This is a genomic window from Geodermatophilus sp. SYSU D00708 (genome assembly GCF_054050115.1).
In genome coordinates this window covers 338,533-364,549 of sequence record NZ_JBJGYS010000001.1, presented here as the reverse complement: position 1 = coordinate 364,549, position 26,017 = coordinate 338,533, and the positions used below count along the sequence as shown (strand labels likewise).

26 protein-coding genes and 1 pseudogene are annotated in these 26,017 nt (G+C 75.8%); 19 read left to right on the top strand and 8 right to left on the bottom strand.

Translation table 11 applies throughout. The annotated features are described in order from the left end of the window. Positions 1 to 128: 128 nt before the first annotated feature. A complete protein-coding gene (gene mftR, locus ACI79D_RS01910; RefSeq protein WP_456916596.1) occupies positions 129 to 722 on the bottom strand; it encodes a mycofactocin system transcriptional regulator in 594 nt (197 codons plus the stop codon). 171 nt (positions 723 to 893) lie between these two features. On the opposite strand from mftR, the gene mftA reads away from it, so the two are divergent. From mftA to ACI79D_RS01880, 6 genes and pseudogenes are all read left to right on the top strand, one after another. Continuing rightward, positions 894 to 1,007, top strand: coding sequence for a mycofactocin precursor MftA (mftA, locus tag ACI79D_RS01905; protein WP_456916595.1), 114 nt, complete (start codon positions 894 to 896; stop codon positions 1,005 to 1,007). Between the two features lie 77 nt (positions 1,008 to 1,084). After that, complete coding sequence (gene mftB, locus ACI79D_RS01900; protein ID WP_456916594.1) at positions 1,085 to 1,372, top strand: mycofactocin biosynthesis chaperone MftB; 288 nt, start codon at positions 1,085 to 1,087, stop codon at positions 1,370 to 1,372. Next, positions 1,369 to 2,601 carry a mycofactocin radical SAM maturase gene (gene mftC, locus ACI79D_RS01895; RefSeq protein ID WP_456916593.1) on the top strand — a complete coding sequence of 411 codons (1,233 nt, stop codon included), beginning with the start codon at positions 1,369 to 1,371 and terminating at the stop codon, positions 2,599 to 2,601. Before mftB ends, mftC begins: the two co-directional genes overlap by 4 nt. Further along, positions 2,562 to 4,475 carry a mycofactocin system FadH/OYE family oxidoreductase 1 gene (locus tag ACI79D_RS01890; protein ID WP_456916601.1) on the top strand — a complete coding sequence of 638 codons (1,914 nt, stop codon included), beginning with the start codon at positions 2,562 to 2,564 and terminating at the stop codon, positions 4,473 to 4,475. The genes mftC and ACI79D_RS01890 overlap by 40 nt, the downstream gene beginning before the upstream one ends. 198 nt (positions 4,476 to 4,673) lie before the next feature. Next, positions 4,674 to 4,901, top strand: a pseudogene (locus tag ACI79D_RS01885) (SDR family NAD(P)-dependent oxidoreductase); the annotation flags it as partial. A gap of 67 nt (positions 4,902 to 4,968) precedes the next feature. Continuing rightward, complete coding sequence (locus ACI79D_RS01880; protein WP_456916592.1) at positions 4,969 to 5,091, top strand: SDR family oxidoreductase; 123 nt, start codon at positions 4,969 to 4,971, stop codon at positions 5,089 to 5,091. Positions 5,092 to 5,315: 224 nt separating this feature from the next. Here ACI79D_RS01880 and ACI79D_RS01875 read toward each other — a convergent pair whose 3' ends face one another. After that, complete coding sequence (locus ACI79D_RS01875; RefSeq protein ID WP_456916591.1) at positions 5,316 to 5,798, bottom strand: pyridoxamine 5'-phosphate oxidase family protein; 483 nt, start codon at positions 5,796 to 5,798, stop codon at positions 5,316 to 5,318. Positions 5,799 to 5,903: 105 nt separating this feature from the next. Between ACI79D_RS01875 and ACI79D_RS01870 the strand changes: the two genes are divergently transcribed. Beyond that, a complete protein-coding gene (locus ACI79D_RS01870) occupies positions 5,904 to 6,725 on the top strand; it encodes a mycofactocin-coupled SDR family oxidoreductase (protein WP_456916590.1) in 822 nt (273 codons plus the stop codon). Between the two features lies 1 nt (position 6,726). Here ACI79D_RS01870 and ACI79D_RS01865 read toward each other — a convergent pair whose 3' ends face one another. Next, positions 6,727 to 7,104, bottom strand: a complete 378-nt coding sequence (locus tag ACI79D_RS01865) for a YchJ family protein (RefSeq protein WP_456916589.1) — start codon at positions 7,102 to 7,104, stop codon at positions 6,727 to 6,729. Positions 7,105 to 7,145: 41 nt separating this feature from the next. Here ACI79D_RS01865 and ACI79D_RS01860 point away from each other — a divergent pair, with 41 nt between their 5' ends. Then, on the top strand, positions 7,146 to 9,089 hold the full coding sequence (locus ACI79D_RS01860; protein ID WP_456916588.1) for a mycofactocin system FadH/OYE family oxidoreductase 2: 1,944 nt from the start codon (positions 7,146 to 7,148) through the stop codon (positions 9,087 to 9,089). A gap of 42 nt (positions 9,090 to 9,131) precedes the next feature. Here the strand turns inward: ACI79D_RS01860 and ACI79D_RS01855 are convergent, their stop codons facing one another. Further along, positions 9,132 to 9,839 carry a TetR/AcrR family transcriptional regulator C-terminal domain-containing protein gene (locus ACI79D_RS01855; protein WP_456916587.1) on the bottom strand — a complete coding sequence of 236 codons (708 nt, stop codon included), beginning with the start codon at positions 9,837 to 9,839 and terminating at the stop codon, positions 9,132 to 9,134. A 56-nt stretch (positions 9,840 to 9,895) separates the two neighbouring features. Here ACI79D_RS01855 and ACI79D_RS01850 point away from each other — a divergent pair, with 56 nt between their 5' ends. The 6 genes from ACI79D_RS01850 to ACI79D_RS01825 all read left to right on the top strand — a co-directional run bounded on the left by ACI79D_RS01850 (position 9,896) and on the right by ACI79D_RS01825 (position 16,040). Continuing rightward, entirely contained in the window at positions 9,896 to 10,870 is a 975-nt protein-coding gene (locus ACI79D_RS01850; RefSeq protein ID WP_456916586.1) for an ATP-binding cassette domain-containing protein, read from the top strand. Between the two features lie 2 nt (positions 10,871 to 10,872). Then, positions 10,873 to 11,745: an ABC transporter permease gene (locus ACI79D_RS01845; protein ID WP_456916585.1), complete on the top strand. Its 873-nt coding sequence runs from the start codon at positions 10,873 to 10,875 to the stop codon at positions 11,743 to 11,745. Between the two features lie 144 nt (positions 11,746 to 11,889). Then, positions 11,890 to 12,585, top strand: a complete 696-nt coding sequence (gene mftE, locus ACI79D_RS01840) for a mycofactocin biosynthesis peptidyl-dipeptidase MftE (protein ID WP_456916584.1) — start codon at positions 11,890 to 11,892, stop codon at positions 12,583 to 12,585. Between the two features lie 40 nt (positions 12,586 to 12,625). Further along, positions 12,626 to 13,168, top strand: a complete 543-nt coding sequence (locus tag ACI79D_RS01835; protein ID WP_456916583.1) for a cysteine hydrolase family protein — start codon at positions 12,626 to 12,628, stop codon at positions 13,166 to 13,168. Further along, on the top strand, positions 13,165 to 14,730 hold the full coding sequence (gene mftF / locus ACI79D_RS01830; RefSeq protein ID WP_456916582.1) for a mycofactocin biosynthesis glycosyltransferase MftF: 1,566 nt from the start codon (positions 13,165 to 13,167) through the stop codon (positions 14,728 to 14,730). The genes ACI79D_RS01835 and mftF overlap by 4 nt, the downstream gene beginning before the upstream one ends. After that, positions 14,727 to 16,040, top strand: a complete 1,314-nt coding sequence (locus ACI79D_RS01825; RefSeq protein WP_456916581.1) for a GAF domain-containing protein — start codon at positions 14,727 to 14,729, stop codon at positions 16,038 to 16,040. Before mftF ends, ACI79D_RS01825 begins: the two co-directional genes overlap by 4 nt. A gap of 86 nt (positions 16,041 to 16,126) precedes the next feature. Here ACI79D_RS01825 and ACI79D_RS01820 read toward each other — a convergent pair whose 3' ends face one another. Continuing rightward, a complete protein-coding gene (locus ACI79D_RS01820; protein WP_456916580.1) occupies positions 16,127 to 17,143 on the bottom strand; it encodes an iron-siderophore ABC transporter substrate-binding protein in 1,017 nt (338 codons plus the stop codon). A 296-nt stretch (positions 17,144 to 17,439) separates the two neighbouring features. Between ACI79D_RS01820 and ACI79D_RS01815 the strand changes: the two genes are divergently transcribed. The 4 genes from ACI79D_RS01815 to ACI79D_RS01800 all read left to right on the top strand — a co-directional run bounded on the left by ACI79D_RS01815 (position 17,440) and on the right by ACI79D_RS01800 (position 22,378). Then, complete coding sequence (locus ACI79D_RS01815) at positions 17,440 to 17,982, top strand: (2Fe-2S)-binding protein (protein ID WP_456916579.1); 543 nt, start codon at positions 17,440 to 17,442, stop codon at positions 17,980 to 17,982. Further along, positions 17,979 to 20,471, top strand: coding sequence for a xanthine dehydrogenase family protein molybdopterin-binding subunit (locus ACI79D_RS01810; protein ID WP_456916578.1), 2,493 nt, complete (start codon positions 17,979 to 17,981; stop codon positions 20,469 to 20,471). The genes ACI79D_RS01815 and ACI79D_RS01810 overlap by 4 nt, the downstream gene beginning before the upstream one ends. Then, the gene (locus ACI79D_RS01805; RefSeq protein WP_456916577.1) at positions 20,468 to 21,325 is read left to right on the top strand and encodes an FAD binding domain-containing protein; all 858 of its coding nucleotides are present in this window, start codon (positions 20,468 to 20,470) and stop codon (positions 21,323 to 21,325) included. Before ACI79D_RS01810 ends, ACI79D_RS01805 begins: the two co-directional genes overlap by 4 nt. A 96-nt stretch (positions 21,326 to 21,421) precedes the next feature. After that, positions 21,422 to 22,378, top strand: coding sequence for an SRPBCC family protein (locus ACI79D_RS01800; RefSeq protein ID WP_456916576.1), 957 nt, complete (start codon positions 21,422 to 21,424; stop codon positions 22,376 to 22,378). On the opposite strand, the gene ACI79D_RS01795 is transcribed toward ACI79D_RS01800, so the two are convergent. The 3 genes from ACI79D_RS01795 to ACI79D_RS01785 form a co-directional block, all read right to left on the bottom strand. Beyond that, the gene (locus ACI79D_RS01795) at positions 22,344 to 23,054 is read right to left on the bottom strand and encodes an alpha/beta hydrolase family protein (RefSeq protein ID WP_456916575.1); all 711 of its coding nucleotides are present in this window, start codon (positions 23,052 to 23,054) and stop codon (positions 22,344 to 22,346) included. The genes ACI79D_RS01800 and ACI79D_RS01795 overlap by 35 nt on opposite strands. After that, positions 23,051 to 23,725 (bottom strand): HAD-IA family hydrolase, encoded by a 675-nt coding sequence (locus ACI79D_RS01790; RefSeq protein WP_456916574.1) that lies wholly within the window; start codon positions 23,723 to 23,725, stop codon positions 23,051 to 23,053. Before ACI79D_RS01790 ends, ACI79D_RS01795 begins: the two co-directional genes overlap by 4 nt. Positions 23,726 to 23,952: 227 nt before the next feature. After that, positions 23,953 to 24,642 carry a DedA family protein gene (locus ACI79D_RS01785; RefSeq protein WP_456916573.1) on the bottom strand — a complete coding sequence of 230 codons (690 nt, stop codon included), beginning with the start codon at positions 24,640 to 24,642 and terminating at the stop codon, positions 23,953 to 23,955. 64 nt (positions 24,643 to 24,706) lie between these two features. Between ACI79D_RS01785 and ACI79D_RS01780 the strand changes: the two genes are divergently transcribed. Continuing rightward, on the top strand, positions 24,707 to 26,005 hold the full coding sequence (locus ACI79D_RS01780) for an amidohydrolase family protein (RefSeq protein ID WP_456916572.1): 1,299 nt from the start codon (positions 24,707 to 24,709) through the stop codon (positions 26,003 to 26,005). The last annotated feature ends 12 nt before the right edge of the window (positions 26,006 to 26,017 follow it).

Below are 26,017 nucleotides of genomic sequence, written 5' to 3'. Positions count from 1 at the left end.
CCCCCCCCCCCCCCCCCCCCCCCCCCCCCCCGCCCCCCCCCGCCCCCCCCCCCCCCCCCCCCCCCCCCCCCCCCCCCCCCCCCCCCCCCCCCCCCCCCCCCCCCCCCCCGCCCGGGACGGGGTCTGCCTCAGGTGGTGCGCAGGGTGGGGAAGCCGGCGGCGAGCTGGTGGAACGCGGCGTGCAGGTCGTCGGCGAGCGTGGTCGTGCCGTCGGCGAGCCACACCTCGAACGCCGTCGTCGCAGCTGCCCGGGTGGTGGTCGCGACCAGCCGCGGGAGGAGTGCGTCCGGACCGTCCCCGGTGCGCCGCGCCACGTGCTGGGCCACCACCCGGTCCACGTCGGCGTAGCGGACCTGGGAGTGCGCCTGCAGGGCCGGCTCGCGCAGGATCAGCGCCATCCGCTGGCGCAGCATCGGCAGGTCGGCCGTGGAGTAGTCGTTGACCTCGACGTAGGCGGCGCAGATCGAGGACAGCACCGGCAGGCCCGGGTCCGCGGCGGCGAGCAGCGCGTCCAGCCGCTCGACGTGCGAGGTGAAGTCGCCCCAGACGGCGTCGGCCTTGGTCGCGAAGCAGCGGAAGAAGGTGCGCCGGCTGGTCCCGGCCGCGTCGGCGATCTCGTCGGCGGTGACCTGCTCGAAGCCCTTCCGGCTGAACAGGTCGAGGGCGGCCTGCTCGATGCGGGCACGGGTCTCCGCCCGGACGTCCCCCACCACCGCGGTCACGGGTACATCTTGCGGCACGCGACCCGCCGTCCGGCCCCGTCGGCGCTGCACAGGGGGCAGGTGGTGCCCCGTCCGGGTCGGGCGGGCAGCACCCGACCCCCGGTGTTGCCCGTGGCACTGGGTGTCACTAACGTCCTCCCCACTTCGTAACCCGGATCACAGGGAGGCCCCATGCCCGAGACCACCGACACCCAGGTCGCCGAGGCGCCCGCCGCCGAGGAGACGCTGGTCGAGGAGTCGCTCGTCGAGGAGGTCTCCATCGACGGCATGTGCGGGGTGTACTGATCGACGCCCCCGTCGCGGCGCCGGTGCCACGCTCTGGTGACGCCGGCGCCGCACTCCTGCCGGGTCCCGGACTCCCCGTGTCCACCCCTGACTTCGACCCGTCGCTGCCCTGGCGGCGGGCCCGCTCGGTGGCGCTGCGCCCCGAGCCGTTCGGCGCGCTGGTCTACCACTTCGGCAACCGGAAGCTGTCCTTCCTCAAGTCGAAGACGCTGGTCACCGTCGTGGAGACGCTCGCCGACCACCCCACCGCCGAGGCCACGCTCGTCGCGTGCGGGGTCCCCGAGGCCCAGCGCGCCGCCTATGTGAAGGCGCTGGCCGACCTGGCACGTTCGCAGATGATCGAAGTACGGGAGAGCGCCGAATGACCGCCGTCCTGCCGCCCCGCACGCCCGCCCCGGAACGCCCGACCGGCGGCCGCCTGATCGACCAGTTCGAGTACGGGCTGGACGCGCCGATCTGCCTGACCTGGGAGCTCACCTACGCCTGCAACCTGGCGTGCGCGCACTGCCTGTCCTCGTCGGGACGGCGGGACCCGCGGGAGCTGACCACCGCCGAGGCCGAGGCGGTCATCGACGAGCTGCAGCGGATGCAGGTGTTCTACGTCAACGTCGGCGGCGGCGAGCCCACCGTGCGGCCGGACTTCTGGCACCTGCTCGACTACGCCATCGGCCACGACGTCGGCGTCAAGTTCTCCACCAACGGCGTCAAGCTGGACAAGACGCGGGCCGCGCAACTGGCCCGCACCGACTACGTCGACGTCCAGATCTCCCTCGACGGTGCGACCGCCGAGGTCAACGACCGCGTCCGCGGCACCGGCTCGTACGCCACCGCCGTCCGGGCGCTGGAGAACCTGGCCGAGGCCGGGATGAAGGACTTCAAGGTCTCCGTCGTCGTCACCCGGGAGAACGTCTCCCAGCTCGACGAGTTCAAGGCGCTCACCGACCGCTACGGCGCCCAGCTGCGGATCACCCGGCTGCGCCCGTCGGGCCGCGGCGCCGACGTCTGGGACCAGCTGCACCCCACCCAGGAGCAGCAGCGCGAGCTGTACTCGTGGCTGCTGGCCAACGGCGACAACGTGCTGACCGGTGACTCGTTCTTCCACCTGAGCGCCTACGGCCAGGCCCTGCCCGGGCTGAACCTGTGCGGCGCCGGCCGGGTGGTCTGCCTGATCGACCCGGTGGGCGACGTCTACGCCTGCCCGTTCGCCATCCACGAGAACTTCCTCGCCGGCAACGTCCGCGACGAGGGCGGCTTCCAGCGCGTGTGGCAGCAGAGCGACCTGTTCGCCGAGCTGCGCAGCCCGCAGACCGGCGGCGCGTGCACCAAGTGCGCCCACTTCGACGCCTGCCGGGGCGGCTGCATGGCGGCCAAGTTCTTCACCGGCCTGCCGCTGGACGGCCCCGACCCCGAGTGCGTGCAGGGCTACGGCGAGAGCGCGCTGGCGTCCCGCGACGCGGGCACGGTCATGCCGAAGTCGCACATCGACCACTCGCACACCGGCCCGGTGCGCGGGCAGCCCACGCTGCTGGGCATCCCGTCGATCCCCGCGAAGATCTGCGACGAGTCGCCGCTGGCCGGGCTCGACCTGCGCTGAGGCTCCTCGAGCCGCTGGTCCTGGCGGGCCGGACGGCGCCCTCGCGGGTGCTGTTCGGCCCGCACGTGACCAACCTCGGTCGCGGGCGGGCGCTGTCGGAGCGGCACGTCGCCTACTACGCGCGCCGCGCCGAGGGCGGCTGCGGGATCGTCGTCACCGAGACCGCGTCGGTGCACGACAGCGACTGGCCCTACGAGCGCGCGCCGCTGGCCGCCAAGTGCGGTGCGGGGTGGGCCGCCGTCGCCGCCGCCTGCCGGCCGTCGGGCGCGCTCGTGCTGGCCGGGCTCGGGCACACCGGCGGTCAGGGCACCTCCGCGTACTCGGGGACGGCGCTGTGGGCGCCGTCGCCGGTGCCCGACGTCGTCGGCCGCGAGGTCCCGGCGGAGATGCAGCCCGACGAGATCGCCGCCCTCGTCTCCGGCTTCGCCGCGGCGGCCCGCACCGCCGTCGCGGCCGACGTCGACGGCGTGGAGGTCGACGCCGGGCCGCGGTCGCTGCTGCGCCAGTTCGCCTCGGGGCTGACCAACACCCGCGCCGACGCCCACGGCACCGACCGGCTGCGGCTGCTGCGCGAGGTGCTGGCCGCCGTCCGCGGCGAGCTGGGGACCGGCCGGGTGCTCGCGCTGCGGCTGTCCTGCGACGAGGAGGCCCCGTGGGCGGGTATCACGCCGGAGACCGCCGCCGGGCACGTCGCCGACCTCGCGCCGCTGGTCGACCTGCTCGTCGTCGTCCGGGGCAGCGGGCTGGCGCTGTCGGCCTACCGCCCCGACGGGCACGTGCGGCCCGGGTTCAACGCCGGGCTCACCCGCGGGCTGCGGGCGGCCGCCGGCGGGACGCCGGTCGTGCTGCAGGGCTCGGTCGTCGACGTCGAGGACGCCGAGGCCGCGCTCGCCGACGGCACCGCCGACGCCGTCGAGATGACCCGCGCGCAGATCGCCGACGCCGCCCTGGTCGCCAAGGCCCGCGCGGGCACCCCGGTGCGCCCCTGCACCCTGTGCAACCAGGCCTGCCGGGTGCGCAACGTCCGCAACCCGCTGGTCAGCTGCGTGGCCGACCCCCGCAGCGGGCACGAGACGGAGGACCTCGACCCCGAGGGCAGAAATGGCCATTTCTGCCCTCCGGGGCGGGAGGTCGTGGTCGCCGGCGGGGGGCCGGCGGGCCTGGAGGCGGCGCGGGTGCTGGCCGCGGCAGGGGCCGCGGTGCGGCTGGTCGAGCGCGGCGACCGGCTCGGCGGCGCGTTGCCGCTGGTGGCGGCACTGCCCGGCCGGCAGCGCTTCGCCGACCTCGCCGCCTGGCTCGCCGGCGAGGTCGAGCGGCTGGGCGTGCGCGTGGAGCTGGGCGTGGAGGCGGCGGCGGCCGACGTCGTCGCCACGGGCGCCCGGGCCCTGGTCACGGCCCCCGGCGCGGTGACCGCCGCGGACGTCCTCGCCGGCGCCGGCCTGCCCCCCGGCCCGGTCGTGGTGCACGACCCCGCCGGCGGCCCGGTGGGCGCGGGCGTGGCCGAGCTGCTCGCCGGCGCCGGGCGGGAGGTCACCGTGGTGACGCCCGACGAGGTGGTCGGCGTGCGGCTGGCCGAGGACCTCGCCCCGGCCAACACCCGGCTGCTGCGGGCCGGCGTCCACCGGCGCACCGGGGTGGTGCTCCGCGGCGTGCACGAGGGGGAGGCGGTGCTCGCCGACCGCTGGACCGGCGCGGAGAGCCGCATCCCGTGCGCGGTCCTCGTCGAGGCCGGCCCGGGCGACGCTCCCGCCCAGCACGCCGGAGGCGAGGGCATCGTCGCCGGAGACGCCGTCGCGCCGCGCACCGTGCTCGAGGCCGTCCTCGAGGGCCGGCGCGCGGCGCTGGCGTGGTTGGGCCGGTGTCCCGGGCCCTGAGCTCTGCCCAGGTCGTGGCGCACGTCGCCACGCTGCGGACCACGAGGGAGCGCACATGGGCATGCTCGACGGGAAGGTCGCCTTCATCACCGGAGCGGCGCGCGGGCAGGGCCGCTCGCACGCCGTCCGGCTGGCCCAGGAGGGCGCCGACGTCATCGCCGTCGACCTGTGTGCGCAGCTGGACACGATCGCTACCCCATGGCCACCCCCGAGGACCTGGCCGAGACGGTGCGGGCGGTGGAGGCCCTGGACCGGCGCATCGTCGCCCGCGAGGCCGACGTCCGGGACGTGGCGGCGCTCCGGTCGGCGGTCGAGGACGGCGTCGCCGAGCTCGGCCGGGTCGACATCGTGCTGGCCAACGCCGGCATCTCCGCCGCGGGCAGTCCCCAGAGCGACCCCTCCCGCACGTGGGACGACGTCATCGGGGTCAACCTGACCGGCGTCTGGAACACCGTGCACGTGGCCGCGCCCCGGATGATCGCTGGCCGACCTCATGCCCGTCGAGCTCATCGAGGCCGTCGACGTCAGCAACGCGATCGCCTGGCTGGTCAGCGACGAGGGCCGCTACGTGACCGGCGTGACGCTGCCCGTCGACGCGGGCTTCACCGTCCGGTAGCGGCCGCGCCCGGCCGGCCGGCGCTCAGCCGGCCGGCCTGAGGCCCTCCTCCGGCAGGAGGTCGGGCAGCAGGTCGGCCAGCGTGAGCGCGGCGAGGAACACGACCAGGACGGCGACGGCGAACACGGGGACCTCCAGCGGGGACGGTGCTCCACCGTCCCGCCGCGCTCTGGGGACCGGCCCGGCGCCGCCTGGGAGTCGCCTGTGGGCGGGAGGCCGACGGGCTACTGCAGGTCGACCTTCTCGCTCTCGCCGGCGTCGATGCGCTGCCCGGTCGCCTTGGCCTTGACGAAGCTGAACGCGGTGGCGAGCCGGCCGCCCGGGGTGTCCCAGTACTCGGCCGAGTCGGCGTCGACCCGCACCAGCACGGTCGAGGGGTCCTCGGGGCCCTGCGGCAGCCACGCCTCGACCCCGCTGTTCCACAGCTCCTTCTTCGTGGCGACGTCGTCGACGACCGACGCGTGCCCGGTCAGCGACACCCACGTGCCGCCGGAGCCGACGCCGACGTTCACCTGCGGCGAGGCGGCGATGTGGGCGAGCCAGTCGGTGCCCCGCTCGGCGAAGAACCACAGGTCGCCGTCGAACTCCACCTCCTGCAGGGTCATCGGGCGGCTGGTGAGCTTGCCGCCGGGCTCGGTGGTGGTGAGGAAGCCGAAGCGCTCCCCCTTGAGCAGGCCCGCGACCTTGCGGGTGTCGTCGGTGGTCATGACCGGGCAGTGCCCAACTCGATCGCCCGCAAAGCATCGCCGCCGTTGTCCCGGGCACCGGGCGCCCCTAGGTTGTGGCCCCATCCCGAGCCGGAGGGGGCGGGCATGGGCAAGCTCGACGGCAAGGTCGCGTTCATCACAGGAGCGGCGCGCGGGCAGGGTCGCTCGCACGCCGTCCGGCTGGCCCAGGAGGGCGCCGACGTCATCGCCGTCGACCTGTGCCGGCAGATCGACACCGTGCCCTACCCCATGGCCACGCCGGAGGACCTCGACCGGACGGTCGCCGAGGTGGAGGCCCTCGACCGCCGCATCGTGGCCCGTCAGGCCGACGTCCGCAGCCTCGCGGCCATGGAGGACGCCGTCCGCGCCGGGGTCGCCGAGCTCGGCCGGCTGGACATCGTGCTGGCCAACGCCGGGATCGCGCCCATGGGCGACGAGGACGAGGCCGCCCGCGCCTGGCAGGACGTGATCGACGTGAACCTCACCGGGGTCTGGAACACCCTCCGGGCCACCGCCCCGGTCCTCGTGGAGCAGGGGCAGGGCGGCGCCATCGTGCTGACCAGCTCCACGGCCGGCCTCAAGGGGATCGGCGGCGACGCCGGCGGCGCGCAGGGCTACGCCGCCGCCAAGCACGGCGTCGTCGGCCTGATGCGCGTCTTCGCGAACACGCTCGGCCCGCACGGGATCCGGGTGAACTCGGTGCACCCGACCGGCGTGAAGACCCCCATGATCATCAACGACTTCATGCAGCGGTGGCTCTCGGAGCGGCCGACGCCGGCGCAGGCCGCGGGGCTGAGCAACCTGCTCCCGGTCGACGCCATCGAGCCGGTCGACGTCAGCAACGCGATCGTCTGGCTGGTCAGTGACGACGCCCGGTACGTCACCGGCGTGACGCTGCCGGTCGACGCCGGCTTCACCGTCCGATGAGTCAGACGGCGTCCAGGTAGCGCCAGGCGCCGCCGTCCCGGACGAACCGGCTGACCTCGTGCTGGCTGCCGGTCTCGCCGGCGTGCCGGTACCAGGCCCGGAACTCCACGGTGCCCTCGTCGGCCAACATCCCGCCGCCGGTGGTGGCGAGCACGTCGAGCCCGGTCCAGCGGACCGCCGGGTCGAGCTCCAGCGACCGCGGCCGGGTCGTCGGGTGCCAGGTCGCGAGCAGGTAGGCGGGGTCGCCGACGGCGAAGGCGCTGTACCGCGAGCGCATGAGCTGCTCGGCGGTGGCCGCCGTCGCGGTGCCGGCGTGCAGCCGCCCGCAGCACTCGTCGTAGGGGAGCCCCGTTCCGCAGGGGCAGCGTCGGGGTGCCATGGGCGCAGTCTCTAGGGTCGCCCCGGCGGAGGAGGTGGGCAGTGCGGTACGAGCGGCTGGCCTCGCCCTTGCGCGTCGGCCCGGTCACCCTGCCCAACCGGGTCGTCTTCCCGGCCCACCTGACGAACTTCGCCGTCGACGGGCTGCCGACCGCCCGGCACGCGGCCTACTACGCGGCCCGCGCCGCCGGCGGTGCCGGGCTGGTCGTCACCGAGGAGTCCACGGTCGACCCGGCCGACCGGCCCTACGAGAAGCTGGTCCGGGGGCACGACGACGCGGTCGCGCCCGGCTGGCGGCTGGTCACCGACGCCGTCCACGCGCACGGCGTCCCGGTGTTCGCCCAGCTCAACCACAACGGCGGCCAGTCGGACGCCACGCACACCCGGGCGCCGGTCCTCGCGCCCTCGCCGGTGCCCGACCCGCTGTTCCGGGAGGTGCCGCGGGAGGCGTCGGCCGCCGACCTCGCCCGGCTGGTCGGCGGCTACGCCGACGTCGCGGCCCGCTGCGCCGCCGCCGGCTTCGACGGCGTGGAGGTGCAGGCGTCGCAGTCCTCGCTGGTCCGCCAGTTCCTGTCCCCGGCGACCAACCGGCGTACCGACGGCTACGGCGGCCCCCTGGAGAACCGCGTCCGCTTCCTCGTCGAGGTGCTGACCGCCGTGCGGGAGGCGGTCGGGCCGGGCCGGGCCGTGGGCGTCCGGCTGGCCGGCGGGGAGGGCGTGGACGGCGGGACGACGCTCGCCGACGCCGCGGCCACCGCGCGCCTGCTCGCCGCCGCGGGGCTGGTCGACTCCGTGAGCACCACCGTGGGCGTCGCGACGGCGACCCTCGAGCAGGTCGTCCCGCCGATGACCACCGAGCCGGGCTACGCGCGGTCCGTCTCCGCGGCGATCCGGGCGGCCGTCCGGGCGGTGTCCGACGTCCCGGTCATCGGTGTCGGCCGGTTCCTCACCCCCGCGCAGGCCGAGCAGGCCCTCGCCGACGGCGACTGCGACCTGGTCGGGGTCGCCCGCGGGCAGATCGCCGACCCCGGGTGGGCCGGCAAGGCGTGCACCGGGCGGGCGGCGGAGATCCGCCGGTGCCTGGGCTGCAACCAGGAGTGCATCGGGCGGGTCGGCACCAACCGGCCCCTGGGCTGCGTCACCAACCCCCGGGCCGGCCGAGAGGCACCGCTGCCGGCCCCGGTCCGCCGGCGTCGGGTGCTCGTCGTCGGCGGCGGTCCGGCCGGGCTGCGGGCGGCCGCCACCGCCGCGCAGCGCGGGCACGCGGTCACCCTGCTGGAGCAGGCGCCGGCGACCGGCGGAGCGGTCCTCGTCGCGGCGTCCGCCCCCGGCCGCGACGGGCTGCGACCGCTCGTCGACGACCTGGCCGCCGAGTGCGCCCGGGCCGGGGTCGACGTCCGGACCGGGTCGCGGGCCACCCCCGACGACGTCCGCGCGCACGCTCCCGACGTCGTCGTCCTCGCCACCGGGGCGCGGCCGGCCCGGCCCGCGTGGGCGGGCGACAGCGCGCGGGTGGTCGACGTCCGCGACGTGCTGACCGGCGCGGCGTCGCCGACCGGCCACGTCCTGGTCGTCGACGACCTGGGCGCCGCCGCGGGGCCGTCGGTCGCCGAACTGCTCGCCGGCCGGGGCTGCGCGGTCGAGGTCGTGACCGCGGCGATGGTGGTCGGGCAGGACCTCGGGCTCACCCTCGACCGGCCGCGGTGGCAGCGGCGGGCCGCGGAGCTGGGCATCCGGCAGAGCACCGACCTGCTGGTGCAGGCCGTCGAGGGGCGGGCCGTGCGGGCGCTGCACCACCCGACCGGCGCGGTGCAGGAGCGCGCGGTCGACTGGGTGGTGGTCGCGACGCACGCCCGGGCCGACGACGAGCTGTGGCGGGCGCTGCGCGGCAGCGGCCTGGAGGTGCACCGGGCCGGCGACTGCCTGGCCCCGCGGCGGGCGTCGGCGGCGACCCTGGACGGCGACCGGGTCGGCGCGTCGATCTGAGCGGAGTCGCAGGGGCGCGGGAACAGCGCCGGCGTACTCCGCTCAGGGCGCGTAGCGGGCCCGCAGCCCGTCGAGGATCAGGTCCAGACCGAACTCGAACGCGGCCGAGTGCGGGCGGTCGAGCAGCTCGGAGATGGCGGCGAGCAGGAGGGGCTGGTCGCTCAGCAGGTCCGCCCGCAGCGCGTCGAGGTCCTCGTCGTCCGCGTCCGGCAGCGGCTGGCTGCGCTCGCGCTCGGCCTCGGCCTGCCACTCGATGGCGCTGCCGATCACGTACGCGCCGATGGCGAACAGCGTCTGCTGGGCCTGGCCGGGCGTCATCCCGGCGTCCACCAGCGCGCCGAGCACCCGCTCGATCCCGGGGAGGCTGTCCGGGCTGGGCCGGTTGCCGGCCAGCACCCGGGGCGCGTCCCGGGTCGAGGTGAGCGCCGCGAACACGCGGCGGGCGTCCTCGCGCAGCCACTCCCACCACGGCTGGCCCTCCGCCGGCCCCGCGTAGGCCCGGCCGCTGCGCCGGACCAGCTCCTCGGCCATGAGGTCCATGAGCTGGCGCTTGTTGTCGACGTGCCAGTACAGCGTCGGGCCGGACACCCCCAGCCGGGCGGCGATCCGCCGGAAGGAGACCGCCTCCAGCCCGCCCTCGGCCAGCAGGGCCAGCGCCGCGTCGACCACCGCCTCGCGGGTCACCGGCGCCCGCTCGGTCCCCGCCTCGGCACTCCCGGCGGCCCGCTCGGTCACCGCGTCAGGATTCACGCTTGACAGCCTAACGGTGTTAGAGGACGGTGTCCGCCGTGTCTAACGCCGTTAGAGTGCCGGCCATCGAAGTGGCCGGGTTGACGAAGACCTACAAGGCCGGCGACACGGTGGTCGAGGCGGTCAAGGGCATCGACCTGCGGGTCGAGGCCGGGCAGACCTACGGCTTCCTGGGGCCCAACGGGGCGGGGAAGTCGACGACCATCGAGATGCTCTGCACCATCCGCAACCCGACGTACGGCTACGCGCGGGTGGCCGGGTTCGACGTCGTGCGCGAGCGCGACCAGGTGCGCCGCCGGATCGGGCTGGTCTTCCAGCAGCAGACCCTGGACCTGCAGCTCACCGCCGAGCAGAACCTGCGCTTCCACGCCGAGCTGTACGGGCTGTCCCGCCCCGAGGCCGACCGCCGGATCGCCGAGGTGCTGGAGATGGTGGCGCTGGCCGACCGCCGCTCGGACACCGTCGCGCGCTTCTCCGGCGGCATGAAGCGCCGGCTGGAGATCGCCCGCGGCCTGGTGCACGCCCCGCAGGTGCTCTTCCTCGACGAGCCGACGATCGGGCTGGACCCGCAGACCCGCGCCGCGATCTGGGACCACCTGCGGTGGCTGCGCGAGAACAGCGACATCACCGTCTTCGTCACCACGCACTACATGGACGAGGCCGAGCACTGCGACCGGATCGCGATCATGGACCACGGCGAGATCGTCGTGGAGGACACCCCCGAAGCGCTGAAGTCCAGCGTCGGCACCGACCGGATCGCCCTGCGCACCGACGACGACGAGCTGGCGATCGCCCGCGTCCGGGAGCGGCTGGGCATCGAGGCCGGCGTCCACGAGGGGCAGGTGACCCTGGCCGTGGCCGAGGGGGCGCAGGTGGTCCCGCGTCTGTTCACCGAGCTCGGCGTCGGCATCCGCTCGGTCACCGTCACCCGGCCCAGCCTCGACGACGTCTTCCTGACCTACACCGGCCGCACCATCCGTGACTCCGAGGGGCCCGGGCACCCGGCGTTCCCGTTCGCCGGGAGGCGATGAGCATGACCACCCGCGAGACCGCCCCCGACCTGTCCCCCGCGCCCCTGACCGAGGTCCGCAGCGACGCCGCGCACGAGCTGCGCGCCACCTGGGTGGTCATGCGCCGCGAGCTGCTGCGGCTCAAGCAGGACAAGGCCCGCATCCTCACCATGCTGCTGCAGCCGCTGCTGTTCATCTTCGTGATGGGCACCGGGCTGGCCAGCATCGTCGACACCGGCGGCAGCACGGACTTCCGCACCTTCCTCTTCCCCGGCGTCCTGGCGACGTCGGTGCTGTTCACCGCGGCGTTCGCCGGGATCAGCCTGGTGTGGGACCGGGAGTTCGGCTTCCTGCGCGAGATGATGGTCGCGCCGATCTCCCGCGGCTCGATCATCTGGGGCAAGTGCCTCGGCGGCGCCGTCGTCGCCACCGTGCAGAGCCTGGTCCTGCTGGCGTTGATGGGCACCGTCGGCATCCCCTACGCGCCGTCGCTGATCCTCGAGCTGATCGCCTGCCTGTTCCTCGGCTCGCTGCTGCTGACCGCGCTGGGCGTGCTGCTCTCCACCCGGATCAAGACCATCCAGACCGCGATGCCGGTCAGCCAGCTGCTGATCATGCCGATGATGTTCCTGTCGGGGGCGCTGTTCCCGATCTCGGGCCTGCCCGACTGGCTGGCGGTGCTCACCCGGCTCAACCCGCTGACCTACGTGGTGCAGCCGATGCGGTACTTCGTGCTCGAGCACCTGTCGCTGTCGGAGGCCGAGCAGGCACGGCTGGTGCCGGTGCTGACCTGGTTCGGCTGGCACGTGCCGGTGGCGGTGCAGCTGATCACCGTCGCGGTGATCACCCTGGGCCTGGTCACCGTGGCCGCGCGGGTCTTCAAGACCACTGAGTAGGAGGACCCCCAGGAGGACCTCGTCTCCCCCACCACTCGCAGGCTCGCGGCGGGACCCTGCGACGGGGCCGCCTGACCGCTCGCACGCTCGCGACGGGACCCTGCGACGGGGCCGCTGGGCAGGGGGTCCTTCTAGGCTGCCCCGGTGACGTCCCTCGCCGGGGCAGCCTGGCCCGACCTGCCGGAACGCCCGCTCCTCCTCGTCCCCCTCGGCGCGGTCGAGCAGCACGGCCACCACCTGCCGGTGGCCACCGACACCACCGTGGCCTGCGCGGTCGCCGAGTCCGCGGTCGACGGCCTGGACGGCGTGCTGCTGGCCCCGGCGCTGGCCTACGGCGCCAGCGGCGAGCACGAGGACTTCCCGGGCACCATCTCCATCGGCACCGAGGCGCTGACCGGGCTGCTCGTCGAGTACGGCCGCTCGGCCGGCCGGTGGGTGGGGCGGCTGGTCGTCGTCAACGGCCACGGCGGCAACCTCGACGCCCTGCGGACGGCGGTCCCGCGACTGCGGTCGGAGGGGCGGGACGTCGCCTGGTTCCCGTGCGGCGTCCCCGGCGCCGACGCGCACGCCGGCCGCACCGAGACCTCCCTGGTGTTGCACGTGGAACCAGCGCGGGTGCGCGACGACCGCGCGGTGGCGGGGGAGACGACGCCGATCGCGCAGCTGCTGCCCCGGCTGCGGGCCGAGGGCGTGCGGGCGGTCAGTCCCACCGGCGTGCTCGGCGACCCGGCCGGTGCCTCCGCGGAGGAGGGCGCGCAGCTCCTGGCGGCGATGGCGGCCCGGCTGGCCGACGCCGTCCGGACGTGGGACGTCGACGCCACCGGCCGGCTGCTCGGGTAGCCCCCGGCCGGGGTCCGGGGGCCGGGTTATGGTCCGGAGCATGGGGTCCCCGTCCGGCTGGCTCGTCGTCGTCGACTACCAGGAGGTCTTCCGCGACCCCACGTCGCCGTGGACGACGCCCCGCTTCGACGAGATCCGCCCGCGCATCCGGTCGCTGGCCGAGGCCTTCGGCGACCGGGCGGTCTTCACCCGCTTCGTCGTGCCCGAGGAGCCGGCCGGGGCGTGGGCCGACTACTACGCGAAGTACGACTACTTCCGCGCGGAGCACGCGATCCCGCTGCTCCAGCTGTCCGAGGACCCGGGCGAGCGCCGGGTCATCGAGGCACCGACGTTCGGCAAGTGGGTCCCCGAGCTCGCCGACCTCGTCGGGGACGGGCCGCTGACCGTCGCCGGCGTGGCCACCGACTGCTGCGTCCTGTCCACCGTGCTGCCCGCGGCCGACGCCGGCGTGCGGGTGCGGGTGGTCGCCGACGCCTGCGCCGGCGCCAGCGACCAGGCGCACGAGGACACTCTCGAGATCCTCGGCTGCTACGCCCCGCTGGTGGAGGTGACGACGACCGCCGAGGTGCTGGGCGCGGGATGACCACCCGGGTGGGTGCGGAAGCGCTGGTCCCGCCGGCTCCGGCGGAGCGGCTGCCCGACGGGTTCGCCGTCCGGCTGGACCCGCGCACCCGGCGCCGGGACGGCGGGACGGCGCTGCTCGGCGGCTCCCCGCTGCGGCTGCTCCGGCTGCGGCCGCGGGCCCGTGACCTGCTGGACGGCGACCGGCTCGTCGTCCGGGACGCCGCCACCGCAGCGCTGGCCGCGCGCCTGCTCGACGCGGGCCTCGCCCACCCGGACCTGGCCCACCCGGACCTGGCCCACCCGGACCTCGCCGGGCCGGTGCCGGTCGACCTCACCGTCGTCGTCCCGGTCAAGGACCGCCCGGTGGAGCTGGACCGGCTGCTGGCCGCGCTGCGCGCCGACCCCGACACCGCCGCGGTCCCGGTGCTCGTCGTGGACGACGGCTCGGCCGACCCCGCCGCGGTGACGGCCACCGCCGCCCGGCGCGGCGCCACGGTGCTCCGGCACCCCACCCCGCGCGGGCCGGCCGCCGCGCGCAACGCCGGGCTGCGGGCGGCGGCCACCGACCTGGTCGCCTTCCTCGACTCCGACTGCGTGCCGCTGCCGGGCTGGGCGGCGGGACTGGTCGGCCACGCGGCCGACCCGCGGCTGGCCCTCGTCGCCCCCCGGATCACCGCTCTGCCCTCCCCGGCCGCCGGCTGGGTGGCCCCGTACGAGGCGGCGGTCAGCGCGCTCGACATGGGGTCGCACCCCGCGCCGGTCGCGGCCGGGACGGCGGTGTCGTACGTGCCCAGCGCCGCGCTCCTGGCCCGCCGCTGCGCGCTGGGCGACGGTTTCGACGAGTCGATGCGGGTGGCCGAGGACGTCGACCTGGTCTGGCGGCTGACCGCGGCCGGCTGGCGGGTGCGGTACGAGCCGGCGGCCACGGTCGCTCACGAGCACCCGGCGCGGACCGCCGAGTGGCTGCGCCGGCGCGCCTTCTACGGCACCGGCGCCGCGCTGCTGGCCACCCGGCACGGCGCCGCGGTCGCGCCCGTGGTGGTCTCGCCGTGGTCGGCGCTGGCCTGGGGGCTGGTGCTGACCGGACGCCGCGGCGCCGCGGTCGCCGCCGCCGGTGTGCTGGCCGCCGCGACCGGGCGGCTGGCGCGGCGGCTGGCCCGTCCCGGGGAGCGCCCGCCGATCGGGCTCGCCGCGGTCCTCGTGCTCCGCGGCAGCGCCGCGGGCGGCCGCACCCTCTCCCGCAGCGCCACCCGGCACCACTGGCCGCTGGCGCTGCTCGCCGCGTCCGCGTCCCGGCGGGCCCGCCACCGGATCGCCGGGGCCGCCCTCGTCGACGCCGTCCTCGCCTGGTGGCCGCACCGCCGGCAGGTCGGCCCGCTGCGCTTCGCCGCCGCCCGCCGGCTGGAGGACCTCGCCTACGGCACCGGGCTGTGGTGGGGCGCGCTGCGGGCCCGTGACGCGCGGGCGCTGCTCCCGGCCGCTCCACCCGACGCCGGCCGGCCCCGGGGTTCCCTGGTGGAAACGCGGGTCAGGGGCCACGATGGGCGCGAGATGAGCCCGAGCCCGCGGACGACGTCGTGACCACGGTCAACCCGTGGCTCGCCCTGCCCGAGGGGCGGCCCGACCCCGCGCTCGCCCGCCGGCTGCGCGCCGCCCACGAGGCGCTGGTCACCCGCGGCGGCCCCCCGGTGCGCGACGCCGTGCGGAGCGTCGTCTGGGACTCCTGGCGGCGCTGCCTGGGCAGCGGCGTCGACCCGGACGGCAGCGCGCCCCCCGTCGACCTGCTCGACGACGACCTGGTGGCCTACCGCGCCGCGCACCCCCTGGCCCCGGTCCTCCCGGTGATCCGCCGGCTGCTGGTCGAGGACGCCGAGGCCGACCAGATGATCGTCGCGGTCACCGACGCCGCGGGGCGGATGCTCTGGGTCGAGGGCGACCGAAGGCTGCGCTCCCGCGCCGAGGGGATGAACTTCGTCGAGGGCGCCCGCTGGTCGGAGGAGGTGGCGGGCACCAACGCCCCGGGCACCGCGCTGGCCCTCGACCACGCCGTCCAGATCTACGGCAGCGAGCACTACCGGCGGCCGGTGCAGAACTGGAGCTGCTCGGCCGCGCCGGTGCACCACCCGGTCACCGGCGTCCTGCTCGGCGCGATCGACGTGACCGGCGGCGACCACGTGGCCAGCCCCCAGGTGCTCACGCTGGTCCGCGCGACGGTCGCCGCGGTGGAGGCCGAGCTGCGCTGGCTGCACCGCGACGCCGACGTCCCCCGCCGGCCCGCGCCGCCGGCCCCGCGGCTGGACGTCCTGGGCCGGGAGCGGGCGCGGCTGCGGCTGCCCGGCGGTCCCGTCGAGCTCTCGCTGCGCCACTCGGAGCTGCTGCTGCTCCTCGCCGAGGCCGGCGCCTCCGGGGGCGGCCGCACCGCCGAGCAGCTGGCCGCCGAGTGCCACGCCGGGGACGCCGCCGCGGTGACCGTCCGCGCGGAGCTGTCCCGGCTGCGCCGGCTGGTCGGCACCGACCTCGTCGGCTCCCGCCCCTACCGGCTGCTGGCCCCGCTGGAGACCGACGCCGGCCAGGTGCGCCGGCTGCTGGGCAGCGGTGCGGTCGGGGCCGCCCTGGAGCGCTACGCCGGTCCGGTGCTGCCGCGCTCGACGGCGCCCGGGGTCGTGGCCACCCGGGAGCGGCTGACCGCCCGCCTGCGCCAGGCGGTGCTGGTCAGCCGCCGCCCGGAGCTGGTGCTGCGGTACAGCCGGCTGCCCGAGGCGCACGACGACGTCGCCGTCTGGCAGAGCTGCCTGGAGTGGCTGCCCCCGGGGTCGCCGAGCCGGCCCGCGGTCGCCGCCCACCTGCACCGGCTGCGCCGCGCGCCCCGGGGACCGCTGCGCGTCCACTGAGGACGACGATCATGGGGTTCGGGAGACGACACGCCCCACGGCGTCGGCGTGTCGCTCCCCGGGCGCCATGATCGCCGGGAGGGGCCTCAGCGCCCGAGCGCGTCCGCGAACAGCGGGACGGCGTTGTCCAGCGCGTAGCCGGTGCCCAGCGCCGAGCCACTGGAGAAGGCGCTGACCAGCGTCTGGTCCTCGAGGACGACGGCGTGCCCCTGCTGCACCGACGGCAGGGTCTGCCACACCGGGTTGCCGGTGATCTCCGCGGCGTCGACGAAGATCGGGAAGACGACGGTCAGCGGGGCGTCCAGCACCTGGAGCTGCTCGTCGCTGACGGAGACGAAGAAGTTCTCGCCCGCCAGGTCCTGGATCGCCGGCTTGTTGGTGAAGCCGAGGGCCTCCATGAAGTCGACGCGGGAGTCGCCGCGGACGTAAGCCCCGAAGCCCTCCGAGGTGTACGCGCCGACCGCGACCTCGGTGCCCTGGAACTCCGGGTTGGCCTCCCGGGCGTCGGCGAACTGCTGCTCGACGTCGTCGGCCAGCGTGGCGGCCTCCTCGCTGCGGCCGAGGGCCTGGCCGACCAGCTCCAGCTGCTGCTGCCACGTCGTCTGGTAGGGGCCCACCCCGTCGGGCTGGCCGATGGTGGGCGCGATCGCGTCGAGCGAGTCGTAGCGCTCCTGCGTGCCGTCCGATCGCGTGTCGAGGATGAGGTCGGGCTCCAGCGCGGCGATCGCCTCCAGGCTGGGCTCGAGGGTGTCGATGATCTCCGGGGCCTCGTCGTAGCGGCCCTCCGCCCACGGGCCCACACCCTCGCCGCCGAAGCCGAGCCAGTCGCTGGCGCCGACCGGCTGCACGCCGAGCGCCAGCGCCGTCTCGGCGTCCGACCAGCCGAGCGCGACGACGCGCGTGGGCTCCTCCTCGACGGTGACGTCGCCGAAGGCGGTGGCCACGGTCACCGGGAACGCCCCGGACGCCTCGCCGGAGGGGGCGCCGGACGCGGTCGCGGCGCCCGAGTCGGGCTCCTCCTCCGACGAGCCGGAGGTGCACCCGGCGACGAGGACGGCGGCGGCCAGCAGGACGGTGCCGCGCAGGGCGGTGCGGACGATCATGGGCACTCCTTCGAGAGCAGGTGAGGCTCACCTAACTACCCCGAGGTCACGGCCTGGTCACGGGGGTCTGCCCACCGCCGCTGCAACCCCGCTGCAACGTTGCGGCCCCGCGCTGTTCCGGTCCACGCCAGCGGTGGGACCTCCGCAGCTGCGGACGTGAGGGGCGTACCGTCCCCGCTCGTGCGGATCCGCTACGAAGAGCCGCGCAGATAAGCGTGGCCTAAGTCACTCCCCGGTTGCCAGACTCCCGGCCCAGGTGGCGATGCCACAGACCCCTGCAACGAAGCGGAGGATCCGTGACCCAGATCAACGTACGGGTCGACGGGGTGACCTACACCGACGAGGTCGAACCCCGGACCCTGCTCGTCCACTACCTGCGCGAACACCTGGGCAAGGTGGGCACCGTCGTCGGCTGCGACACCAGCAACTGCGGCGCGTGCACCGTGCACCTCGACGGTGCGGCGGTGAAGTCCTGCACCGTGTTCGCCGTCCAGGCCGACGGCAGCGAGGTCACCACCATCGAGGGCCTCTCCGAGGGCGGCGACCTGCACCCCGTGCAGAAGGCGTTCCGCGAGATGCACGGCCTGCAGTGCGGCTTCTGCACCCCGGGGATGATCATGGCCTCGGTCGACCTGCTCAAGGAGAACCCCGACCCCAGCGACACCGAGGTCCGCGAGGGCATCGAGGGCAACCTCTGCCGCTGCACCGGCTACCAGAACATCGTCCGCGCCGTGCAGGCGGCCGCCGCGGAGATGAGCGGCCGCGCCGCCGAGGTGCCGCCCGCCCGCTCGGCCGCCGTCGACACGGCCGCCGCCGACCACGTGGTGGTGCAGGCATGACCCTCACCGAGGACGCCGCGACCCAGGCCCCGGCCAAGGAGGTCGGGAAGGCCCGCCGCCGCAAGGAGGACGCCCGGCTGATCACCGGCCGGACCACGTGGACCGACAACACGGTGCTGCCCGGGATGCTGCACATCTCTGTGGTCCGCAGCCCCGTCGCCCACGCCAAGATCGGCAACGTCGACGTCACCGCGGCCCAGCAGGCGCCGGGCGTCGTCGCCGTGTTCACCGGCCGCGACTTCGCCGAGGAACAGGGGTCCATCCCCTGCGCCTGGCCGGTGACGCCGGACATGGTCAACCCCGGCCACCCCTCGGTCGCGGTCGAGGAGGTCAACCACGTCGGCGAGGCCGTCGCGGTGATCGTCGCCCGGAGCAAGGCCGCCGCGCAGGACGCCGTCGAGCTGGTCGACGTCGACTACGACCCCCTGCCGGTGGTGCTCGACATGGAGGAGGCGATCGGGCAGCAGCCGGCCCTCTGCCACGACCACCTCGAGTCCAACCAGAGCTTCCACTTCGTGTTCGACGCCGGGGAGGCCGGCACGGGCAGCGACACCGAGCAGGCGTTCGCCGACGCCGAGGTGGTCGTGAGCCGCCGGTTCGTCCAGCAGCGGCTGATCCCGGCGTTCATGGAACCCCGGTCGGTCGTCGTCCAGCCCCAGGGCGACAACTACACGATGTGGTCGGCCACCCAGGTCCCGCACATCCTGCGGGTGATGCTGGCGATGGTCACCGGTGTGCCCGAGCACAAGCTGCGGGTCATCGCCCCCGACGTCGGCGGCGGGTTCGGCGGGAAGCTGCAGGTGACGCCGGAGGAGGTCATCAGCCTGCTGGTGGCCCGCCGGCTCGGCAAGCCGGTCAAGTGGACCGAGACCCGCAGCGAGTCGCTGATGACCGCCCACCACGGCCGCGACCAGATCCAGTACGTCGACATCGCCGCCGACCGCGAGGGCAACGTCAAGGGCCTCCGGGTCCGGCTGCTCGCCGACATGGGGGCCTACCTGCGGCTGGTCAGCCCCGGCGTGCCGGTCCTCGGCGCCTTCATGTTCAACGGCATCTACAAGTTCCCGGCCTACCGCTTCGAGTGCCAGGGGATCTTCACCAACAAGGTGCCCACCGACGCCTACCGCGGCGCCGGCCGGCCCGAGGCCACGTTCGCCGTCGAGCGGATCATGGACGAGCTCGCCGTCGAGCTCGGCATGGACCCGCTGGAGCTGCGCCGGAAGAACTGGATCCAGGCGGAGGAGTTCCCGTTCACGACCGTCGCGGGGATGACCTACGACAGCGGCGACTACGAGAGCGCGACCCGGCAGGCGCTCGACCTCATCGGCTACGACGAGCTGCGCGAGGAGCAGCGACGGCGCCGCGAGTCGAACGACCCGGTGCAGCTGGGCATCGGCTTCTCGACGTTCACCGAGATGTGCGGCCTGGCGCCCTCCCGGGTGCTCGGCTCCCTCTCCTACGGCGCCGGGGGCTGGGAGCACGCCGCGATCCGGATGCTGCCCACCGGCAAGGTCGAGGTGGTCACCGGGTCCTCCGCGCACGGCCAGGGCCACGAGACGGCGTGGAGCCAGCTGGTGGCCGACCAGCTGGGGGTGCCGTTCGAGGACGTCGAGGTGCTGCACGGCGACACCTCGGTCGCGCCGCGCGGCCTCGACACCTACGGGTCCCGGTCCCTGGTCGTCGGCGGGGCGGCGGTGGTCAAGGCCGCGGACAAGGTGGTCGCCAAGGCCCGCACGGTCGCCGCGCACCTGCTCGAGGCCAGCGAGGACGACCTGGAGTTCTCCGGCGGGAAGTTCTCCGTCCGCGGTACGCCCGGGTCGGAGATCGGCATCCAGGAGATCGCCCTGGCCACGTTCGCCGCGCACAACTTCCCCGAGGGGGTGGAGCCCTCCATCGACGCGGACGCGACGTTCGACCCCGAGAACTTCTCCTTCCCGCACGGCACGCACATCTGCGCCATGGAGGTCGACACCGAGACCGGCATGGTGAAGATCCGCAAGTACGCCTGCGTGGACGACGTCGGCACGATCGTGAACCCGCTGATCGTCGAGGGGCAGGTCCACGGCGGGCTGGCGCAGGGCATCGCCCAGGCGCTGTTCGAGGAGGCCGTCTACGACGCCGACGGCAACCTCACCACCGGCACCTTCGTCGACTACCTGGTCCCGTCGGCGGCCGACCTCCCGCACTTCGACACGGGCAACACGGTGCACGTCGCCCCGGGCAACCCGATCGGGGCCAAGGGCGTCGGCGAGGCCGGCTGCATCGCCAGCACGCCGGCGGTCGTCAACGCCGCCCTCGACGCCGTCCGGCACCTGGGGGTCGACGACATCCGCATGCCGCTGACGCCCGAACGCGTGTGGCGGGCCCTCCACCAGGGCGGGGACGGCGGCGACCGCGCCACCGCCGGCACCAACGCCTACGGCGGGGCGCAGACCGAGACCACCGCCGGCGTCTCCACCCCGCAGTCGTCCCTCGGAGGTGACCGGTGATCCCCGCCCCGTTTGCGTACGCCCGGCCGACGACGGTCGACGAGGCCGTGCAGGCCGTCGCCGAGGGCGGCGAGGACGTCAAGATCCTCGCCGGTGGGCAGTCGCTCATCCCGGTCATGCGGCTGCGGCTGGCTGCTCCGGAGACGGTCGTGGACCTGGGCCGGGTCAGCGAGATGCGCGGCGTCCGGGACGACGGCGACGCCATCGTCATCGGCGCGATGACGACCCACCACGACGTCATGACCGACCCGCTGGTGCAGCAGTACGCACCGCTCATCGCCGAGGCGACCGAGACGGTGGCCGACCGGCAGGTGCGGGCCCGCGGCACCTTCGGCGGGGCGCTGGCCCACGCCGACCCGGCCGGTGACCTGCCGGCGGTGGCGCTGGCCCTGGACGCCGAGTTCGTCATCGCCGGCCCGACCGGGCGACGCACGGTGCCCGCGACGGACTTCTTCGTCGACTACCTCACCACCGCGCTGGAGGAGGGGGAGTTGCTCGTCGAGATCCGCGTCCCCAAGCTCTCCGGCCAGTGGGGGATGCACTACGAGAAGTTCAACCGGGTGGCCCAGGCCTGGTCGATCGTCGCCGTCGCGGCGGTGGTGCGCCGGGAGGACGGGCGCATCGCGGAGGCCCGGATCGGGCTGACCAACATGGGGCCGACGCCGCTGCGTGCCCGGGCGGCGGAGGCCGCCCTGGCCGGGGCGGAGGCCAGTGCGGACGCCGTCGCGGCCGCCGCCCGGTCCGCCGCCGAGGGCACCAGCCCGAGCAGCGACCTCAACGCGCAGGCCGACTACCGGCAGCACCTGGCGCAGGTGCTGACACGGCGAGCGGTCAGCGTCGCCGCGGGGTTGTAGCGTCCATCACCAACCCCCGGAACCCGCCAGTCCCCTCGGCCGGCCCGCCCCCACGGGGGTGGACCGGCCGAGCTCCGTAGCCCAGGAGGTCGCACCGTGCAGTTGGAGAACTCGTTCACCGTCCCCGTGCCCATCGACGAGGCCTGGCGGGTGCTGCTGGACATCGAGCGCATCGCGCCGTGCATGCCCGGCGCCGCCCTCGACTCGGTGGAGGGCGACGACTTCACCGGACGGGTGAAGGTCAAGCTCGGCCCGATCAACCTCACCTACCAGGGCAAGGCGTCGTTCGTGGAGAAGGACGAGGCCGCGCACAAGGCGGTCATCGACGGCCGCGGCAAGGACCAGCGCGGCAACGGCACCGCGGCCGCGCTCATCACCGCCCAGCTGAAGGCCGAGGGCGACACCACGCGGGTGGACGTCCTCACCGACCTGAACATCACCGGCCGTCCGGCGCAGTTCGGCCGCGGCGTGATGACCGACGTCGGCAACAAGCTGCTCGGCCAGTTCGCCGACAAGCTGGCCGCGCAGCTCGGCGCGGGCGACGCGGGGGCGGCCCCGGCGCCCACCGAGGCGGCCGCGCCGCCGGCCCCGGGTGCGGCGGCCACGGTCGCCGGCGCGGCCGAGGAGGTCGCCGCGGCGGCCGAGGCCTCGACCAGCGCGGAGCCGGCGAAGAAGGCCGCGGCCGCGGCCCGCAAGACCGCTGCTGCAGCGGCGGACCGGGCGGCCGGGACGACGGCCTCGGTCGGGGACACCGTGCCGGTGAGCACCCCGGCCGGCCCCGCCGCGACGCCGGCCTCCACGCCGGCCGAGCCGGCCACCGCGGCTCCGGGCGCGGCGGCCCCGGTCACCGCCCCCACCACCACCCCGGCCGGCCCCGCGGCGACCTCCGCGAGCACGTCGGCCCGGCCGGCCGCGGCGGCCGAGCCCGAGCCGATCGACCTGCTCGAGGTGGCCGGTGGCGCGGCGCTGACCCGCTACGCCAAGCCGCTGGGCGTGGCCGCGGCGGTGCTGCTGCTGGTCAGCCTCGTCGTCCGGCGCCGCCGCCGGCGCTGACCCCGGCGCCGCCGGACCCGTGCCCGCGGGGCGCGGGTCCGGCGGCACCCAGGGGGAGGCCGGCGACGCCCTCGAGCCCGTCCATCGCCGCGGCTGCGACGACGTCCGGGTTCGCCCGGAGCGCGTGGTCGCCGGGGACGCCGTAGAGCGAGACGCCGGGCTGCCCGGTCAGGACGGCGGCGAGCTCCTCGGGGCGGCCCATGGCGTCGGTCTCGCCCTGCACCACGACCAGCGGCACCGGGACCGCGGTGAGCTCGGCGGCGCGGCTGCGCTCGGGCCGGCTCGGCGGGTGCAGCGGGAAGGCCAGGCAGAGGACCGCCGCCGCCCCCTGCTCCGCCGCGGTGCGGCAGGCCACCCGCGCGCCCGCGCTGCGCCCGCCCAGGACCAGCGGCCCCGCCAGCCGGTCGTCGTCCCGCAGGCCGTCGAGCACCGCCGCCCAGCCGACGTCCAGACGCGCCGGTGCCGGGGCGATCCGCTTGCCGGCGACCCGCCACGGCTGCTCCACGCGCAGCACCCGCCACCCGGCCGCCGAAGCGGCGGCGGTCACCGCCACCAGGTCGGCCGACTCGATCCCCCCGCCGGCGCCGTGCCCCAGGACCAGCGTGCCGCGGAGCTCGCCGGCCGGGTCCGTCGCGGTGACCCGGGCCGGGCCGAGCGGGGTCGCGTAGCGCGTCACGGCCGCGGCAGGGCCAGCAGCGCGTCGACGGCGCCGGCCAGGTTCTCGGCGACGAGCGCGGCCGGGTCGTACACGTCGGGGTAGCTGCGCTCGGTGCGCGGGAACCAGGCGCCGGTCAGGCCGGCCCGCAGGGCGCCGTGCACGTCCCAGCCGTGGGCCGCGATGAGCGCCAGGCGCCCGGGCTCGACGTCGCAGACCCCGGCCGCCCAGAGGTAGACCTCGCGGGCCGGCTTCCAGGCCCGGATCGCCTCGCTGGACAGCGACCGTTCCACCAGCGGCGCGACACCGCCGCGCTCCAGCCCGGCCTCGGCGACCCCCGGCGCGCCGTGGGTCAGCGTCACCACCCGCACCCCGGCCTCGGTGAGACGGCGCAGCGTCGGCTCGACGTCGGGGTGCGGCGCCAGCTCGAGGAAGGCGTCGGCGACCCGGGACCGGTCGGCGGCCGACAGCGGGGTCGCCTGGGCGAGGGCGGCGTCGAAGGCCTGCCGGAAGCGGATCCAGGTGCCGGCCGCGGCGGTCGCGAAGCCGGTGAGCAGGGTCCGGGCGAAGACGGTGGACAGCAGGTCGGCGGGCTGGTCGAGCTCGACGAGCGCGGCCCGCACGGGAGCGAGGTCGAGCAGCGTCTCGTTGACGTCGAACGCGACGACCTCGGGGCGGACGGGCGCGCTCACGGGGCCTCCTCGCTGGCGCTCGTCGGCCGCGTGCGCGGCGCTGCTGTGCCCATGCGTGAGCTCGCGAGCGCGCTCACGGGGCCTCCTCGCTGGCGCTCGTCGGCCGCGTGCGCGGCGCTGCTGTGCCCATGCGTGAGCTCGCGAGCGCGCTCACGGGGCCTCCTCGCTGGCGCTCGTCGGCCGCGTGCGCGGCGCTGCTGTGCCCATGCGTGAGCTCGCGAGCTCGCTCACGCCGCGGGACGGTCCACGCCGCCGGTCTCGGGGCCCCGGGCCGCACCCTCGCGCCGGTGACGGCGGACGTCCCGGTAGCGCTTCACCACCAGGTAGCCGATGCCGAGCACCACGGCGGCGACGACGGCGTAGTCGAGGTAGTGCAGGTTGGCCTGCACGAAGTCGCCCGCCGCCACGCCCAGGCCGATGAGCACGCTGTTCCAGATCAGGCTGCCGCCGGCGGAGAACAGGAGGAACTGGCCCAGCGGCATCCGCACGACGCCGGCGGGCACGGAGATGAAGCTGCGCACGATCGGCACCATGCGGCCGAAGAACACCGCCGGCCGGCCGTGCCGCTCGAACCAGGCGAAGGTCTTGTCGACGTCCTCGGTCTCCACCAGGGGCAGCCGGTCGAGGAAGGCGTGCGAGCGGCGCGGGCCCAGCGCCCGGCCGACGTAGTAGAAGAAGATCGCGCCGAGGACCGACCCCAGGGTGGCGAACAGGACCACCGGGACGACGTTCATCCGGCCGTCGTTGATCAGCACGCCGGCCAGGCCGAGCACCGCCTCGCTGGGGATCGGCGGGACGACCGTCTCCAGCAGGATGGCGCAGCCGACGCCCACGGCGCCGAGCTTCTCCACCAGGTCGAGCAGGAAGCCGGTGATGCCGCCCTGGTCGGAGGATGCAGCGGCGGCGAGGAACGACATGGCCTCCACGGTAACGGCGCGCTCCGGGAGGGACCTGGCAGCGACGGGGGTAGGTTCGCCGTCCATGCGGCAGCGCTTCACCGCCCGGGCCGTCGTCGTGGGGGACCGTGCGGGCACGGTGGTCCTCGACGGCGTGGTCGACGTCGAGGACGGCCGGATCGGCTGGGTGGGACCGGCCGCCGACGCCCCGCCGGCGGCCGACGCCGAGGTCGTCGCCGTTCCGGGGGTGCTCGTGCCGGGGCTGGTCAACGCCCACTCGCACGCGCCGATGGTGCTCTTCCGCGGGCAGGCCGAGGGGCTGCCGCTGGCGCGCTGGCTGCGCGAGGTGATCTGGCCGCGGGAGGCGCGGCTGACCCCCGACGACGTCGAGGTCGCCATGGAGGCGGCGTCGGCGGAGATGCTGCGCGGCGGGGTCACCACCAGCGTCGAGATGTACTTCGAGCCCGAGCGGATCGCCGCCGCCGTCGAGCGCACCGGGGCGCGCGCCGTCGTCGCCACCCCGCTGATCCCGCTGCCCGGGATGCCGCCGCTGGCCGACCAGCTGGAGGACGCCGTCGCCCTGGCCGGCCGCGCGCCCGGCGACGGCACCGTGGAGTTCGGCATCGGCCCGCACGCGGCGTACACGATCCCGTTGCCGGTGCTGCGGGACGCCGCGGCGGCCGCTCGCGAGCACGGCCTGCTGCTGCACCTGCACGTGGCCGAGACGATCGCCGAGGACGCCGACCTGCTGGCCACCCACGGGTTGTCGGTCCCCGCGCTGCTGGCCGCGCACGACGTGCTCGGCGGGCGGGTGCTCGCCGCGCACTGCGTCCACCTCGGCGAGGGCGACCTGGAGCTGTGGCGGGAGTACGACGTCGCGGTCGCCCACTGCCCGGCGTCCAACGCCAAGCTGGCCAGCGGCATCGCGCCGGTGCGGGCGATGCTCGACCGCGGCGTCCGGGTGGGGCTGGGCACCGACGGGCCGGCGTCCAACGACGGGCTGGACCTGCTGGGCGACGTCCGGCTGGCCGCGCAGCTGGCCCGGCTGCGGGAGCACTCCGCGACCGCGCTGACCGCCGCCGAGGCGTTCTGGCTGGCCACCGGCGGCGCCGCCGACGCGATCGGCCGGCCCGACCTCGGGCAGCTGGCGCCCGGCCGGCGCGCCGACCTGGTGCACGTCGACAGCCGGGACCTGCTGTTCGAGCCGGTGCTCAGCCCGCCCGACGTGCTCACCCACCTGGTGTGGTCCGGCGCCTCCCGGCTGGTGCGCGACACCTGGGTGGGCGGCCGGCAGGTGGTGCGCGACGGCGTCTGCACGACGGTGGACGCCGAGGCGCTGCGTGCGGACGTCGCCGCCCGCGCCGCCCGCCTCGCCGCCCGCTGAGTGGAGTGTGGG

Excerpts from the sequence above, each read along its gene's own strand:
- mftA (WP_456916595.1), top strand. The coding sequence starts at position 894 with ATGCCCGAGACCACCGACACCCAGGTCGCCGAGGCGCCCGCCGCCGAG.
- mftC (WP_456916593.1), top strand. The coding sequence starts at position 1,369 with ATGACCGCCGTCCTGCCGCCCCGCACGCCCGCCCCGGAACGCCCGACC.
- ACI79D_RS01880 (WP_456916592.1), top strand. The coding sequence starts at position 4,969 with ATGCCCGTCGAGCTCATCGAGGCCGTCGACGTCAGCAACGCGATCGCC.
- ACI79D_RS01875 (WP_456916591.1), bottom strand. The coding sequence starts at position 5,798 with ATGACCACCGACGACACCCGCAAGGTCGCGGGCCTGCTCAAGGGGGAG.
- ACI79D_RS01870 (WP_456916590.1), top strand. The coding sequence starts at position 5,904 with ATGGGCAAGCTCGACGGCAAGGTCGCGTTCATCACAGGAGCGGCGCGC.
- ACI79D_RS01865 (WP_456916589.1), bottom strand. The coding sequence starts at position 7,104 with ATGGCACCCCGACGCTGCCCCTGCGGAACGGGGCTCCCCTACGACGAG.
- ACI79D_RS01845 (WP_456916585.1), top strand. The coding sequence starts at position 10,873 with ATGACCACCCGCGAGACCGCCCCCGACCTGTCCCCCGCGCCCCTGACC.
- ACI79D_RS01835 (WP_456916583.1), top strand. The coding sequence starts at position 12,626 with ATGGGGTCCCCGTCCGGCTGGCTCGTCGTCGTCGACTACCAGGAGGTC.
- mftF (WP_456916582.1), top strand. The coding sequence starts at position 13,165 with ATGACCACCCGGGTGGGTGCGGAAGCGCTGGTCCCGCCGGCTCCGGCG.
- ACI79D_RS01820 (WP_456916580.1), bottom strand. The coding sequence starts at position 17,143 with ATGATCGTCCGCACCGCCCTGCGCGGCACCGTCCTGCTGGCCGCCGCC.
- ACI79D_RS01810 (WP_456916578.1), top strand. The coding sequence starts at position 17,979 with ATGACCCTCACCGAGGACGCCGCGACCCAGGCCCCGGCCAAGGAGGTC.
- ACI79D_RS01785 (WP_456916573.1), bottom strand. The coding sequence starts at position 24,642 with ATGTCGTTCCTCGCCGCCGCTGCATCCTCCGACCAGGGCGGCATCACC.
- ACI79D_RS01780 (WP_456916572.1), top strand. The coding sequence starts at position 24,707 with ATGCGGCAGCGCTTCACCGCCCGGGCCGTCGTCGTGGGGGACCGTGCG.